This window comes from Streptomyces sp. NPDC005423 (genome assembly GCF_040606415.1).
Classification (GTDB): domain Bacteria; phylum Actinomycetota; class Actinomycetes; order Streptomycetales; family Streptomycetaceae; genus Streptomyces.
This window is the reverse complement of record NZ_JBEXET010000022.1, coordinates 1-13829: the sequence shown is the minus strand read 5'-3', so window position 1 is coordinate 13829 and position 13829 is coordinate 1. Positions and strand designations below refer to the sequence as shown.

General features: G+C 70.5%; 16 protein-coding genes and 1 pseudogene. 12 read left to right on the top strand and 5 right to left on the bottom strand.

The features are described 5' to 3' along the window. Positions 1-33 precede the first annotated feature (33 nt). Complete coding sequence (locus ABZT12_RS22655) at positions 34-309, top strand: hypothetical protein (RefSeq protein WP_356387415.1); 276 nt, start codon at positions 34-36, stop codon at positions 307-309. Positions 310-589: 280 nt separating this feature from the next. Here ABZT12_RS22655 and ABZT12_RS22650 read toward each other — a convergent pair whose 3' ends face one another. Then, complete coding sequence (locus ABZT12_RS22650) at positions 590-1657, bottom strand: rhodanese-like domain-containing protein (protein ID WP_356387412.1); 1068 nt, start codon at positions 1655-1657, stop codon at positions 590-592. Positions 1658-1830: 173 nt separating this feature from the next. Here ABZT12_RS22650 and ABZT12_RS22645 point away from each other — a divergent pair, with 173 nt between their 5' ends. The 7 genes from ABZT12_RS22645 (at position 1831) to ABZT12_RS22615 (ending at position 8217) form a co-directional block, all read left to right on the top strand. Then, positions 1831-2535, top strand: coding sequence for a GntR family transcriptional regulator (locus ABZT12_RS22645; RefSeq protein ID WP_356387409.1), 705 nt, complete (start codon positions 1831-1833; stop codon positions 2533-2535). Positions 2536-2718: 183 nt separating this feature from the next. Beyond that, positions 2719-2847: a hypothetical protein gene (locus ABZT12_RS22640; protein WP_356387406.1), complete on the top strand. Its 129-nt coding sequence runs from the start codon at positions 2719-2721 to the stop codon at positions 2845-2847. Positions 2848-3140: 293 nt separating this feature from the next. After that, positions 3141-4112, top strand: coding sequence for an ABC transporter substrate-binding protein (locus tag ABZT12_RS22635; protein WP_356387403.1), 972 nt, complete (start codon positions 3141-3143; stop codon positions 4110-4112). A gap of 178 nt (positions 4113-4290) precedes the next feature. Continuing rightward, a complete protein-coding gene (locus ABZT12_RS22630) occupies positions 4291-5355 on the top strand; it encodes an ABC transporter substrate-binding protein (RefSeq protein ID WP_356387400.1) in 1065 nt (354 codons plus the stop codon). Then, positions 5352-6239: an ABC transporter permease gene (locus ABZT12_RS22625; protein WP_356387397.1), complete on the top strand. Its 888-nt coding sequence runs from the start codon at positions 5352-5354 to the stop codon at positions 6237-6239. The genes ABZT12_RS22630 and ABZT12_RS22625 overlap by 4 nt, the downstream gene beginning before the upstream one ends. Continuing rightward, the gene (locus ABZT12_RS22620; RefSeq protein ID WP_356387394.1) at positions 6236-7069 is read left to right on the top strand and encodes an ABC transporter ATP-binding protein; all 834 of its coding nucleotides are present in this window, start codon (positions 6236-6238) and stop codon (positions 7067-7069) included. Before ABZT12_RS22625 ends, ABZT12_RS22620 begins: the two co-directional genes overlap by 4 nt. Beyond that, positions 7066-8217, top strand: a complete 1152-nt coding sequence (locus ABZT12_RS22615) for an aminoglycoside phosphotransferase family protein (RefSeq protein ID WP_356387391.1) — start codon at positions 7066-7068, stop codon at positions 8215-8217. The genes ABZT12_RS22620 and ABZT12_RS22615 overlap by 4 nt, the downstream gene beginning before the upstream one ends. A gap of 158 nt (positions 8218-8375) precedes the next feature. Here the strand turns inward: ABZT12_RS22615 and ABZT12_RS22610 are convergent, their stop codons facing one another. Together ABZT12_RS22610 and ABZT12_RS22605 are read right to left on the bottom strand one after the other, a co-directional pair. Further along, positions 8376-8882, bottom strand: coding sequence for an SRPBCC family protein (locus ABZT12_RS22610; protein ID WP_356387389.1), 507 nt, complete (start codon positions 8880-8882; stop codon positions 8376-8378). 3 nt (positions 8883-8885) lie between these two features. Beyond that, positions 8886-9227: a metalloregulator ArsR/SmtB family transcription factor gene (locus ABZT12_RS22605; protein ID WP_356387386.1), complete on the bottom strand. Its 342-nt coding sequence runs from the start codon at positions 9225-9227 to the stop codon at positions 8886-8888. A 273-nt stretch (positions 9228-9500) separates the two neighbouring features. Here ABZT12_RS22605 and ABZT12_RS22600 point away from each other — a divergent pair, with 273 nt between their 5' ends. Together ABZT12_RS22600 and ABZT12_RS22595 are read left to right on the top strand one after the other, a co-directional pair. Beyond that, complete coding sequence (locus tag ABZT12_RS22600; protein WP_356387383.1) at positions 9501-9701, top strand: hypothetical protein; 201 nt, start codon at positions 9501-9503, stop codon at positions 9699-9701. 274 nt (positions 9702-9975) lie between these two features. Next, positions 9976-10512 (top strand): S8 family serine peptidase, encoded by a 537-nt coding sequence (locus tag ABZT12_RS22595; protein WP_356387380.1) that lies wholly within the window; start codon positions 9976-9978, stop codon positions 10510-10512. Between the two features lie 221 nt (positions 10513-10733). Here the strand turns inward: ABZT12_RS22595 and ABZT12_RS22590 are convergent, their stop codons facing one another. Next, the gene (locus ABZT12_RS22590) at positions 10734-11195 is read right to left on the bottom strand and encodes a nuclear transport factor 2 family protein (protein WP_356387378.1); all 462 of its coding nucleotides are present in this window, start codon (positions 11193-11195) and stop codon (positions 10734-10736) included. 85 nt (positions 11196-11280) lie between these two features. Between ABZT12_RS22590 and ABZT12_RS22585 the strand changes: the two genes are divergently transcribed. Both ABZT12_RS22585 and ABZT12_RS22580 read left to right on the top strand, forming a co-directional pair. Further along, positions 11281-11847: a TetR/AcrR family transcriptional regulator gene (locus tag ABZT12_RS22585; protein ID WP_356387376.1), complete on the top strand. Its 567-nt coding sequence runs from the start codon at positions 11281-11283 to the stop codon at positions 11845-11847. Positions 11848-12189: 342 nt separating this feature from the next. Next, complete coding sequence (locus ABZT12_RS22580; protein ID WP_356387374.1) at positions 12190-12618, top strand: VOC family protein; 429 nt, start codon at positions 12190-12192, stop codon at positions 12616-12618. Positions 12619-12636: 18 nt separating this feature from the next. On the opposite strand, the pseudogene ABZT12_RS22575 reads toward ABZT12_RS22580, so the two are convergent. Beyond that, positions 12637-13657 (bottom strand): annotated as a pseudogene (locus ABZT12_RS22575) (IS5 family transposase). Between the last annotated feature and the right edge of the window lie 172 nt (positions 13658-13829).

The window sequence follows — 13829 nt, the reverse complement described above, 5'->3', positions numbered from 1 at the left end:
ACGCCATCCGTCAAACGGAGTACGGAGCACGCCATGATCATCAAAAGCATGCACGACATGGGCGTCCGCAGCGAACACGCCTACCTGGCCGGCCTGGCATCCATCGGACTCAGCGTCGCCGCCTGGGCCACCTCACTCAAAGTCGAGCCCGGCGTAGGCCTGGACCGCGCCGACCGGTGGGGGCTTTTCGTCGGCGAATGGGCCCCCACGTTCTTCGGCCTCGGCCTCGCCCTCTCCCACTACGAACAGCAGGACGGCACCATCAACGCCACGGTCCACGAGATCCGCGAACAGCGCAAAGTCGGCTGACGCCCCGCGCGGTACTGCCCCAACGCAGTTGTAAAGCCCCCCGTGGGGAGCCGGGGGCGCGGCGGGCCCTGCCACCACCGGGGACAGCAGGGCCCGGCGAGGGCGAAGTCCGGGGCGTCGTGAACGGTGGAACCGCAGTGGGCGGCAGGCCTCGTCGAAACCGGTCTGGCCGCTCCGGCGCCCCGCCCTGAACGGGGCGAGCGGCACGGTGCGCGACTTCCCGTGTTCTTTGTGGCTGGATCGAAGTACGCGCCAACAGGACCGTCCACCGTACGTCCCGTCAGGGCGCCCCGGTGAGGACCGGCCGGGCCGGGTCCGCGGTCCACTCCTCCAACGAGCCGTCGTAGACGGAGAGTTGCTGCACACCGGCCAGGGTGAGGGCGAGGGCGCCGAGCGAGGCGGAGATGCCGCCGCCGCAGTAGAGGACCACCGGGTTGGTCCGGCCGCCCGGCAACTGCTCGGCGTAGCGCACGAGTTCGGGGACAGTGCGCAGCCGGCCGTCCGGAGTCAGGGCGGGCTGGGCGGGGAGGCTGATGCTGGCGGGGATGCGGCCCCGACGGGAGTAGCGGGTGGGGGTGGTGCCCTCGAAGTGTTCGGTGCTCAGCGCGCACACCAGGGTGCCGGGTGCGGTGCCTTCGCTGATCGCCCGCACCTGGTCCTTGTCGGCCCACAGTGACGGGCGCACGGCGTCCTGGGCGGCGGCCCGGGGGAAGGGGTCGGCGTCCAGGGCGAGTTGGGAGCCGTACGGGCCGTTCTCTGCCGGCAGGCGCATCTCTTCGTCCGGGCCGCTCGTGTCGTGCGGGCCGTTCTTGTCGTCCGGGCCGTGCCTGTCGTGCGGGTGGTTCTCGGCGTGCGGGTCGGCGCCCGTGTCCGCCGGGTGTCCGGCTGCTGTCCAGGCGGGCAGGCCGCCGTCCAGGACGCGGGCCTCGACGCCGGCGTCTCGCAGGGTCCACCACAGCCGGGCGGCCCACTGGAGGGAGCCCTGGTCGTACAGGACCACTCGGGTCCGAGGGCCGGCACCGAGTGCGGCCAGTTCCCGCCGTACCGCCGCCCGTGCGGGATGCGCGAAGTGGTAGGGCGCCGACGGGTCGGTGAAGCGGGTGAGGAGGTCCACGTGCCGGGAGCCGGGTATGTGGGCCTCCGCCCAGCCCGCGACGCCGGACGCGGCACGGTAGTCGCCGTCGTGTGCCGGTGCCGCCAGCGCGACGGTCGCGTCGAGCAGCAGCAGCCCGGCGGGGGACAGTTCGGCGGTGCGGTGGGCGTTGACGAGCAGGGAACGCAGTCCGGGGACGTCGATCAGCACCTCCTCGCGGGTCGTGCCGGGTGCGCCGGAAACGCCGGGTCTCATGCGAACGCCCTCCAAGGAGTCGTCGGGGATCCGGCAACAGCGTATACGTAGGTATACGCATTCTGTCATTCGGCTTCTGGACGTATACGCTAGGGTGTGCCGGACGGAGTTCGCGCTTCCGTCCACCCGCTCTCCCGGGCCGCCACGACACGGCCCCGACCGAGGACCACACCATGCCCAGAGGTACCGCCTCCGCCCCGGACCTTGAGCCGACAGTGCCCGGCGCCGAGCAGGCCCCCTACGGCTCGGAGCTGTACTGGCGGGTGCGGCGGGACGTCATGGACGGCCGCTTTCCGCCGGGCTCGCCGTTGCTGGAGACCGCGCTGAGCAGTTCCTACGGGGTCTCGCGCACGCCGATGCGCGAGGCACTGGGACTGCTGGAGCACGACGGCCTGCTGGAGCGCGCGCCCCGGGGCTTCCGGGTGCGCTCGGGCACCGCCGAGGACGTGGTGGAGATCTACGAGGCGCGCATCGCGCTGGAGTCGGAGGCCGCGGCCTCGGCCGCACTGCGGGCCACCGAGCTGGACCTGGCGCGGCTGCGGCACCAGCATGAGGTGATCCTGGCGGCCGGGGACGAGGGCGCGCGGGCGCGGACCGCCAGCTTCCGCTTCCATGAGCTGCTGTGGCAGGCCGCGCACAATGCCACCATCACCGACCTGCTGGTCAATCTGACCGCGCGGCTGCGCATCTACGACAGCGGACCGCCCTCGCCCTTCGGCGGAGTCGATCCGCTCCAGGAGGAGCACGCTCTCATTCTCGGCGCGTTGCACGACCACGCGCCCGACCGGGCTCGTGAGGCGACACGCGCCCATCTGCGGCGGAGCCTGGAGCAGCGCATCAACGCCCTGGTGGGCGATGACGAGGGGGCCGTGCCCTGATTCCGGCCCGCCGTCCGCGCCTGTGGACGACCGGGTGACCGTCATCGAACGACTGTTAGGATCACCGCCACCATCTCGGGCCCTGTCCCGAAAACCAGCGTTATAACAGCATCCGATCGGCACAGCTGATCGGACGGATGCGTACAGATCGCCCCCGCCAGGCAGACCGGAAAGGAGCCACGGGTGCCCACGGAACTCCGCAGCGGACCGTCGCTTCCCGGCGCCACCGCCGCCGACCCCGACCGCCGGCTCACCCTGCGCCGCCATGTCGACCTCGGCCGCTGCTCGAGCGCCCGCTGTACCGCCGGCTGACGTCCGCCCCGCCTCCGGACCGGACGTACCACCCCGCCCCGCGCTGACCGGCGGGGGCCGCCCCCGGCCTCCACCATGCCAACCCCCGCCCAGTGAAGCTCCGTTGAGGCTGGCCTTGGATGCCCGGTCTCGATGCTTGATCGTCCACGCGCGAACCGGCACCCGCGGGCATCGGCGGCGGCGTCCGGCGCACGCCCACGGCGGGCGCGGCCGACCGCCGGACGACCACCCCGCCACCACCACCGCTGACCGCCTCAACCGTCCCCGCCCCGCCCCTGCGATCCGGAGCCGTCGTGTCCCACATCCGCGTCATGCTCGACTACTTCCACCCCTGGCCCAACTCGGCGGGCTTCTTCGTGGCCCGTGACCGGGGCTGGTACCAAGAGGCCGGTCTGGACGTCGAGTTGAGCGTCCAGGACCCGGGCCGGGGCGACACGCTGGAGTATCTGGCGCGCCGGCAGGCCGACTTCGGGATGTTCCCGCCCAACCGGTTGCTGGTCCGGCGGGCGGCGGGACAGCCACTGGTCGGCATTGCCGCCGTCAACCACCGTGCGCTGGAAGCCATACAGACGGTCACCGGCCGTGGCATCGAGCGACCGCGCGACCTGGCGGGCCGACGGCTGGCGTACAACCCGACACCCCGCGGCCGGGCCATGGTGCGCCACCTGGTGGCCGCGGACGGCGGTGACCCGGACGCCGTGGTCACCGTGGACGCCGGCTACCGCGAACTGACCGTCGACGACCTGGAGTCGGGGGAGGCGGACGCGACGTTCGGCGTCTACTGGTCCTGGGACGCCCTCCGCGGCGACCTCCCTGAGGAGCGCCGCGTCACCTGGCCGGTGGACGAGATAGGCGCCCCGCGCTACCACAGCTACCTGCTGGGCGCGCACGAGGAGACCCTGCACGCGGACCCTGAGGCGGTGCGCCGGTTCCTGGCCGCCACCGAGCGCGGATTCCGCACCGCGCGCACCGAACGGACCTACACCCTGGACCTGTTGGAGCGGGTGATCCCCTACTTCACACGTCCGCTGATCGCCCGGTCGCTGGACCTGGTGGCCCCGACGTGGACGGACCCGCGAGGCGCCTGGGGCCGTATCGCGGAGGACCGGATGGGGCCCTACGCCCAGTGGCTGACCCAGTACGGGATACTGCCCGGGGCCGACGGCTGGCGCGAGGCGTACACCACGGAGCTGCTGCCGGCTTCGTCGGCCGCACTCGCCGACGCGGGACCGCTCGCGCGGTCGGCGGGCGGGAGCGCCGCATGACCACCGGACCGGCCGCGGCACATGGCGCGACGGGCCGCCCGCGGGACGCCCTTCCGTGTCCCCGCCGAAACTCCGTAACCCGGCTCCGCCCCGCCCGTACGGCAGCCGTCCCCGGAGTGCCCCCTTTCCCGCCGGCCCGCTCCGGCCCCCCGTCCGTCACACGAAACGAGCCCCCTGCGTGAATCCGTTCCGCCCGCGTGCCCCGCGCCGCGCCTCCCGTCTCACCGCCGCTCTCGCCACCGCCGGCACCCTGCTCGTCGTGGCCGGCTGCTCCTCGGCAGCGGGTTCGGCGGACGCCGACGCCAAGGGGCTGACCACGGTCACCCTCGCCCTGGACTGGACGCCCAACACCAATCACACCGGCATCTACGTCGCCCAGCGGCTCGGCTGGTTCAAGAAGGCCGGGATCAACCTGAAGATCGTGCCCTACGGCTCGACCGCGCCCGAGACCCTGATCGCCAACCACAAGGCCGACTTCGGGATCTCCTACCAGGAGGGCGTCACCAGCGCCCGCGCGGCCGGCCAGGACATCACCTCCGTCTACGCGGTGACCCAGAAGACGGACGTCACGATCGCGGTCTCGGCGAAGCGCGACGACATCGCCTCTCCGAAGGACCTGGACGGCAAGACGTACGCCGGCTTCGGCGCGCCCTACGAGAAGCCGCTGCTCCAGTCCGTCATCAAGAACGCGGGCGGCAAGGGGGACTTCAAGAGCATCACGCTCAACACATCGGCGTACGCGGCCCTTTACGCCGGCAAGGCGGACTTCGCGATGCCGATGCCGACCTGGGAAGGGCTGGAGGCGAAGCTCACCGGCAAGCCGCTGAAGAACTTCCAGCTCTCCGACTACGGCTTCCCCGCCATCTACTCCACGCTGATCGCCTCCTCGGACCAGTACCTGAAGGGGAACAGCGCCACCGCGAAGAAGTTCCTCGCCGCGGTACAGCGCGGATACGTCTACGCCGCCGACCACCCCGCGAAGGCCGCGGACCTGCTGATCGCCGCGAACAAGAGCGTGCTGACCAACACCCGACTCGTCAAGCAGAGCGAGCAGATGCTCGCCGACTCCTACTATCGGGCCGCCGACGGCTCTGTCGGAACCCAGTCGGCCGAGCGCTGGCAGGCGTTCGCCGACTTCGAGTACACGTCGGGCCTGCTGAGTGACGCCAACGGCAAGAAGCTCACCGCGAAGCCAGACACGTCGACGTACTTCACCGACGCCTACCTGCCGGAGCAGTCGTGACCGGCCCAGCGACGGAAACGGCCGACGCCACCGCGCCCGCCACCACCGGACAGGCGGCCCGCCCGGAGGACGGCACTCCCGCCCAGAGCGGTGGGCGGCGCGGCGGCGGGCTGCGGCGCGGCGCGGCTCTCGTGCTGCCGCCGGTCCTGGTGGTCGCCGTCCTGCTGGTGGTGTGGCAGACGTACACCAGCGCCGCGCGGGTCGATCCGACGACACTGCCCGGGCCGTGGCGAGTGCTCGTGCAGGGGTGGGAGAACCGGCAGGACCTGTGGGACAACACGGTGCCGACGCTCCAGGAGACCGCCGCCGGCTTCGGCATGTCGTTCGTGGCGGCCTGGCTGGTGGCGGTGGTGCTGGACTTCTCGGCCACCGCGCGGCGCGCCCTCTACCCACTGCTGGTCGCCTCGCAGACGATCCCGATCGTGGCCGTCGCGCCCCTGCTCATCATCTGGTTCGGCTTCGGACTGTTCCCGAAGATGCTGGTGGTCACGCTGGCCACGTTCTTCCCGCTCACCGCGAACCTCGCGGCCGGATTCGCCTCCGCCGACCCGGAGGCCATGCGGCTGCTGTGCTCACTGGGCGCGGGCCGGCTGCGGACCTTCCGCATGGTCCGGGTGCCGAGCGCGATGCCGTACTTCTTCGCGGGCCTGCGGGTCAGCATCACCTACGCCGTGGTGGGCGCGGTGTTCGCCGAGTACGCCGGTGCCGAGAGCGGTCTCGGCATCTACATGCAGGCGCAGAAGAGCGCCTTCCGTACCGACCTCGTCTTCGCGGCGGTCGCGGTGACCGCCGCCCTGAGCATCGCCCTGTTCGGTGCGACCTATCTGCTCCAGCGGCTGGTGCTGCCCTGGGAGCGGGCCACACACCGGGAGGACCACGCATGAACACCCCCACCGCGCACGGCGGTTCGGGCCCGGACACGCGTCTGCTCGTACGGGACGTGCACAAGTCCTACGGCGACCTGAAGGTGCTGCGGGGCCTGCAACTGTCCGTGGCGCCTGGCGAGTTCGCGGCCGTGATCGGGCCCAGCGGCAGCGGCAAGAGCACACTGTTCAACCTGGTCTCCGGGCTGGAACGGCCCAACGGCGGTACGGTCCTGGTCGATGGGGAGCCGCCGCGCACCCGGTCGGGCCGGGTCGCCTACATGCCGCAGAAGGACCTGCTCTTCCCCTGGCGCACGGTGCTCGCCAACACGGCGCTGGGACTTGAGGCCCAGGGGGTCAGGCGGGCGGAGGCCCGCGACCGGGCCGCCGCCCTCTTCGAGGCGTTCGGCCTGGACGGCTTCCAGAACAGCTATCCGGCACAGCTCAGCGGCGGCATGCGGCAACGCGCCGCGCTGCTGCGCACGGTGGTGCTGGAACGTCCGCTGCTCCTTTTGGACGAGCCGTTCGGGGCACTGGACTCGCTGACCCGTTCCGACATGCAGCACTGGCTCGCGGACATGTGGAAGCGCTACCGCTGGACCGTCGTCCTGGTCACCCACGACATCCGGGAGGCGGTCCTGCTCGCCGACACCGTGCACGTGCTGTCGCCGCGGCCGGCGACCGTGACGGCGCGCATCGAGGTGCCCCGGCCGTCGCCCGACGACCCGGCGGGCAGCAGCGGCAGTGGCGGCGGCAGCGGTGGCGGTGGACGGCTCGATCCGGTCACGGCCGCCGCCGTCGAGGCGCAGGTGCTGACCGCGCTCGGCGGACACGGAGGCACGACACGATGACGACGAACCACCACCTCGACACCCCGGGCGCACAGCCGGCCACCCACGGACTGGGCTACGAGCGTGTCGAACCCGACTGGGCCCCCCTGACAGCCGAGGAGGCGGCGGCTGTCCTCGGCGGCCCGGCCCGGCTGCGCTGGCACAGCCCCCGGCCGCTCTCCGCGGCGGCCGTCGTCGAGCACGACGGACGCCGCGTCTTCCTCAAGCGGCACCATGTGAGCGTACGGACCCTCGACGGGCTCGCCGAGGAACACGCCTTCCTGCGCCATCTGCGGTCCCGGGGCGCCCCGGTCGTGGAGGTGCTCGGCGCCGAGGCGCGCGGCGAGTGGACGTACGAGGTGCACACCCTGGGTGCTGGCTCCGACCTGTACCAGGACGCCCTGTCGTGGACGCCGTTCGCCTCGCGGGCGCACGCCTACGAGGCGGGCGCCGCCCTGGCCCGGCTGCACATGGCGGCGGCCGGGCACACGGCGCCGCCGCGTCGCCCGCAGCCGCTGGTGTCGTCGTTCGGGGTCTTCGGGGCGGCCGATCCGGTGGCGGCGCTGCACGCGTACACGGCCCAACGCCCGTACCTGGCGGAGGCGTTGGAACTGTTCCCGGTCGACCTGAACCTGGAGCGACTGCATCTGCCGCTGCATGCGGAGCTGGCGCCCCTGCTGCCGGAACTGGAACCGCTGTGGACCCACAACGACTGGCACGCCTCCAACCTGCTGTGGGACACCGCGGGCGGTACGCGGGCGGCGGTCGCGACGGTCCTCGACTTCGGGCTGTCCGACCGCACAACGGCCGTCCATGACCTGGCAGTTGCTCTGGAACGCAACATGTTCGGCTGGCTTGAACTGCCGAGCGGCCGGGTGCCTGTCCAACTGGGGCACCTGGAGGGCTTGTTGGAGGGCTACGCGCGGGTGCGTCCGCTCGAGCCGGCCGAGGCCGCCGCGCTGCCGGCCCTGCTGCCGCTGGTCAACGCGGAGTACGCGCTCTCGGAGATGGACTACTTCCACGGTGTCACCCGCTCCCGGGAGAACACCGCGGCGGCCCGTGCCTACTTCAGCGAGCACACCCGATGGTTCACCTCACCGGACGGCACGGCCGCACTGGACCGGGTGCGCGCCGTCTGCCGTTCCCTGACGGCCTCGGGTCCACGCTGAGTCGTCAACTCGGCCTCTTTTGGGGGCCGGTGAGGACTCTCGCCCGTGGGGCGGTGGCATGGTTCGAGGGTGGGCGCTCGAACGTCTCTCGCGCGACGTCGTCGTCACGCGGAAGACCACCTTCTCGCCGTCAGCCGTCAGCCGTCAGCCGTCAGCCGTCAGCCGTCAGCCGCCTTCCGTGCGAGGTCGGTGACGTAGGCCGCCAGGTTGTCCAGGGTCTGCCGGCCGCCCTCGATCGCGTGGTACTTCTCGACCGCCTCGTCGCGCAGTTCCTTGGTGGGGAACACCGTGCGCATCGCGATCCGGGTCGCCTCGCCGTGCGGCGCGAACGTCAGGACCGACTCGAAGGAGTTGGGGTCGTCGCGGGACTCACCGTGCAGCAGCTCGATCAGTTCCGGCGGGGCGATCCGCCGCCAGCGGATCCACTCGGAGTAGTCGGTCCCGTCCGGCCCGTGCAGCACGAAGTCCCACTCCCCGCCCTCGCGGAACTCGAAGGACCGCGTGGTGGTGGTGAACCCCTCCGGACCCCACCACCGCGAGAGGTGCCGGACCTCGGTGAACGCCTCGAACACCAGCTCCCGCGGAGCGTCGATGACGCGGGAGATCGCGATCTCCCGGTCGTCCGTCACCGCTTCCGCCTCTGTTTCGCGCCGTGCTTCCGCCATCGGTCAGTCCTCCTGTTGTGTCTGCTTGAGGTCCTGCACATAGGTGTCCAGGCGGTCGAAGCTCTCGTTCCAGAACCGCTCGAATCCGCCGACCCACTCGTGAACGGGCCGCAGCCCGTGGGCGTCAAGGCCGTAGAGGCGCTGCTTGCCCACCCCGCGCACCCGCACCAGCCCCACCTCCCGGAGCACCCGCAGGTGCTTGGAGGCCCGCGGCTGGCTCATCCCCAGCTCTTCGGCCAGGTCGGTCACCGGCCACTCACCCGCCCGCAGCAGCGCCAGTATGTCCCGGCGCTGCGGCTCGGCGATCGCGTTGAACGCGTCCGACGTCGTCGCTGCTCGTGCCATGGCAGCCATCATATGCCTGTATCGGAATACTTCAAGCGAGCGCGCGTGTGGACCCAGGCGCCCGGCCCTTCTCGCCGGCCTCGGAGAGCCGCGCGGCCCAACTACGAGGCGCGCGCTGCCTGTGCTCCACCCGCTGATCCGGCCCACTCCGGGCCTGGTGGCGGTGCCGGCTCCCGGATCGCATACCTTCTTCGATCTCCGCAGACACCCTCCAGTCCAACGAGTCGGCCGGCCACCCGCGCCCCCAACGACGTCGCCGGTTCCGTCGTCACCTTGGTCACCGGCGACACGGTCACCGTCACCCCCGCCCCCGACGGCGGCCCCGGCACCCTCACCGTGCAGGGTCCCGACGGCGAGCCGACCGGCGCCCGCGTACTGACCGTGGGCGGCGACACCCACGTCTATCCCGACGCCGCCCGCCCTACCTGGCGTCCGGCGCGCTGGACGACCAGCTCTTCGACATCACACGGCTGATGGCCGACGGCTACGACGACGCGTCGCTCAAGAGCCTGCCCCTCATCGTCACCTACGGCGGCAAGGAGGCGTCCGCGTCCACGCCGCGCAAGCGCGCCGTCGCCATGCCGGGCACCATCGCCGGCGTACGACCGCTCACCAGCGTCAACGGAGTGGCCCTCGCCGCGGACCGCGACAACACCGGCGCCCGGTGGAGCGAACTCACCGGAACGCGGCAGGACGCCGGGAAGATTCCGGACGATGCAGGCGCGGCCTTCGAGGCGGCGTTGCCAAGGTGTGGCTCGACGGCCGCGCCGAGGCAACCCTCAGCGACGCGGTCGCCCAGATCGGCGCGCCCGAGGTCTGGGAGGGCGGCCACACCGGCGAAGGCGTCGACGTGGCCGTCCTGGACACCGGCTACGACCCCGATCACCCCGACCTCAAGGACGCGGTCAAGGACAGCGACAGTTTCGTCCCCGGCGAGGAGGTCACCGACCGCAACGGCCACGGCACGCACGTCGCCTCCACCATCGCGGGCAGCGGCGCCGCCTCCGACGGCAAGGAGAAGGGCGTCGCACCCGGCGTCGACCTGCACGGGGGCATGGTCCTGTCTGACGAGGGGTACGGCTACGACTCCTGGATCCTCCAGGGTATGGAGTGGGCCGCCCGCGACGTGCACGCCCGGGTCATCAGCAGAAGCCTGGGCAGCGGCGAGAACGCCGACGACCGGACCGTCCTCGCCCAGGCCGGGGACGAGCTGAGCGCCGACCGCCGCCAGGAAGAAGACGTGACTCACTGGCGAGCATCAGTCCTACGGGGCGGCCGCCGGTGACCATCACGCCGGTGACCTCTGCCGCAATGTGTGCCCGTGCCTGCGGAGGAGGGAAGAGGGAGTCAGTGCTGGGCCGCGGGCCGCGGGCCGCGGGGTGTGGCCCTCGGCCAGGTCACATGGTGGTGGCGAGCAGGGCCCCGATCTGCTGGCTGAATGAGCGTCGGTTGGGTTCAGGCGAACGTGCTGCCTGCGCTCACCGGCTTGGGATGGTTTGGGGCGGGCTACAGGAGCGGGATGTCGAGCCCGTACTCGTCCCCGGGCCGAGGACCGCGAATGCGCCTCTCGGTTTCGGAGATGGCGACGTCGTTGATGCTCGCCTCGCGGCGCCGCATCAGGCCGCGCTCATCGAACTCCCACTGTTCATTGCCGTAACTGCGCCACCACTGGCCTTCCGTGTCGTGCCACTCGTACTGGAAACGGACGGCGATCCGGTCCTCGTGGAACGCCCAGAGGCTCTTGCGTAGCGCGTAGCCCAGTTCGCGCTCCCACTTCTGTGTCAGGAAGGCGACGATTTCCTCGCGTCCCCTGACGAACGTGTCCCGGTTCCGCCATGTCGAGTCAGCCGTGTAGGCCAGCGCCACGCGCTGGGGATCGCGGGTGTTCCAAGCATCCTCCGCGGCCTGGACCTTCCGCAGGGCGGTCTCCCGCGTGAACGGGGGATGGGGTGGGCGGTCTTCCGGCACCGGGGCCTCCTCGTATCGGGAACGTACGTTCTCTTTTAGCGAGGCTAAGGTAGGGAACGATCGTTCTCAACGTCAAGGAGACCCGATGCCGGCCCCGATCACCGAAGAACGGAACCGCCTCGACCGTGAAGCACTGCTTGACGCGGCGGAGAGGCTCTTCTACGAGCGAGGCATCCAAGCGGTCGGAATGGATGAGGTGCGTGCGGCATCCGGTCTGCCGCTGAAGCGGATCTACCGATTCTTCGCGGCGAAGGAGGGCCTCGTCGTGGCGATGCTCAAACGTCGCGACCAACGGTGGCGAGGCGACCTGGCCGCCTACGTGGAACAGGTCCCGGATCCTCGCGAGCGCGTCCTCGCGATCTTCGACTGGCTTGCCGAATGGTTCGCACAGCCGGGTTTCCGCGGGTGTGCCTGGGTCAACGTCCACGGCGAACTCGGCTCGTCGTCCGAAGCGGTGCTGTCCGAAGTCCGGTCGCACAAGCGGGCGTTCCACGACCAGATCGCACTGTGGGTCCACGCCACCGGGGTGCCGGTGGCCGAACCGGTCTTCCTCCTCGCCGAAGGAGCCATCGTGACGGCCGGCATCAGTGGCGACCTGGCCCCGGCCCGCCATGCTCGGGCAGCCGTCGCGACGTTGCTCGGGACATCGTGATCCGTCGTCTACGGTGTCAACAACCTGCTCCCGCAGCAACTAGCCCTGAACTAGGGCGCGTATCGTCGTGATCAGCGGAGCCGTGACGACCCGCTTTGACGCAACGGCGGCTCGATCTGCGGCTGGGCACGCCCAAGAAACGATGTTGCCCCCGCCTGTGATGGTCACTAAGGTCGGTCGGGTGACTGCCGGGTCGGCCATGGGCCACGCACGAGTGAGGTTCCCGGCCTCGACGTGAGCACGAGGCGGGCCAGAGGCCCGCCCACTTCTCCGCGTCTTAGCTCCCGGCGCCCGTATACGGCGCCCCATTCCAGTGGATCTCAAGACCGGAGACACACCACTTTGTCCTATGACCAGCAGTACCCGCATGAATCCGCGCTGCCGACGGCCGGCGTCCAGCTGAACCACACTGCCATCTACGCAAGCGCCCGGCACCTGTCTGCCGAGTTCCTCGCCGCGGTCCTGGGCTTGAAGGTCGGCGCCCCGTTTGGGCCGTTCCTGCCCGTCGACCTTGGCAACGGCGTGACGCTCGACTACTACGAGAAGAAGGACGAGCCGATCCAGTCGCAGCACTACGCCTTCCTCGTCCCTGACGAGCAGTTCGACGCCGTTATCGCCCGTCTGGAGGTGGTCGGGGTCACCTACTACGCCGACCCCAGCCACACCGAACCCGGCCAGATCAACCGTCTATTCGGTGGTCGCGGCGCCTACTTCGACGACCCGGACGGTCACAACATGGAGGTTATGACTCGGCCTTACGTCCGCCCTTAGGGCGCGACAGGGCTGTGATCAAGGGGTGCCTCGGGTGAGGTCTTTGATCCAGATCATCGAGGCGCGCAGGTGCAGTCCGGCGAGGTAGCTGTCCGGGGTCTTGTCGTATCGGGTGGCGATGCCCCGCCAGGACTTGAGCTTGTTGATCAGGCGCTCGACCGTGTTCCTCTCCTTGTAGAGGTCGGCGTCTTGTAGAGGTCGGCGTCGTGGTTGACGGGTCGGCCGCCCCTGGAGCCCCTCTTCTTCCGGTTGGCGGCCTGGTCCGACTTCTCCGGGATGACTGCCTTGATGTGGCGTTTACGCAGGTGGGCCCGGTTGCTGCGGGACGAGTAGGCCTTGTCCCCGGCGACCGCGTCCGGCCGGGTGCGGGAACGGCCGACAGGACCGCGGACACGGATCCTTCCCAACACTGGGATGAACTGCGGACTGTCAGCGGCTTGTCCAGCGGTCAGGACGAACGCCAGCGGGCGGCACTTGCGGTCGGCGGCGAGGTGGACCTTGCTGGTCTGCCCGCCCCTGGAACGTCCGAGGAGGGCGGCCTTCAGCCGGAGCTTTTGCCGACGCCGAATGCGTCGTCGCTCGCCCCGCTCGGGATCGGCTTCGGCATCCTGCCCGCTTTGTTCTTCGCGGCCGCCCCCTTTGACCCGGCCTTCTCTTTCTCGGCGGCAGCCTCCTCCAGCGCGGTGATGACGTCCTGGTCCAGGTGCATCCCGACGGCGTCGTGGTGGGCCCGCGCGGTGGTGGAGTCGATGCTGACCAGGGACAGGTCCACCTCGCCCCGCCTCGCAGCCTCCGCGATCAGCCCTTCCATCAGAGCCTCGAACACACCTGCGTCACGCCACCGCCGGAAGCGGTTGGAAACGGTCGACCAGGCACCGAACTCCTTCGGCATCTCCCGCCACTGCCCGCCTGTCTTGAACCGCCAGATCACACCCTCGAACTGCTGCCGCAGCCGCTCGGGGTACGGCCCGTACTCGCCGATCGGCAGGTATGGGCCGATGAACTCCCATTCCATATCTGTCAGTTGCACTCGCGTCACACAAAACGATCTACGGATCGGGCCCCGCCGCGAAGGCAAATCCCGCAGATTGATCACGACTCGATACGCGCCCTAGTTGTTCTGTCCCGGGAGGTTGTGGACGGGTGAGGCAGATCTCGGCTGAGGGATCTTGAACAGGTGAGGGCCTTCCGGCTTTGGTGTGGATTGCGAC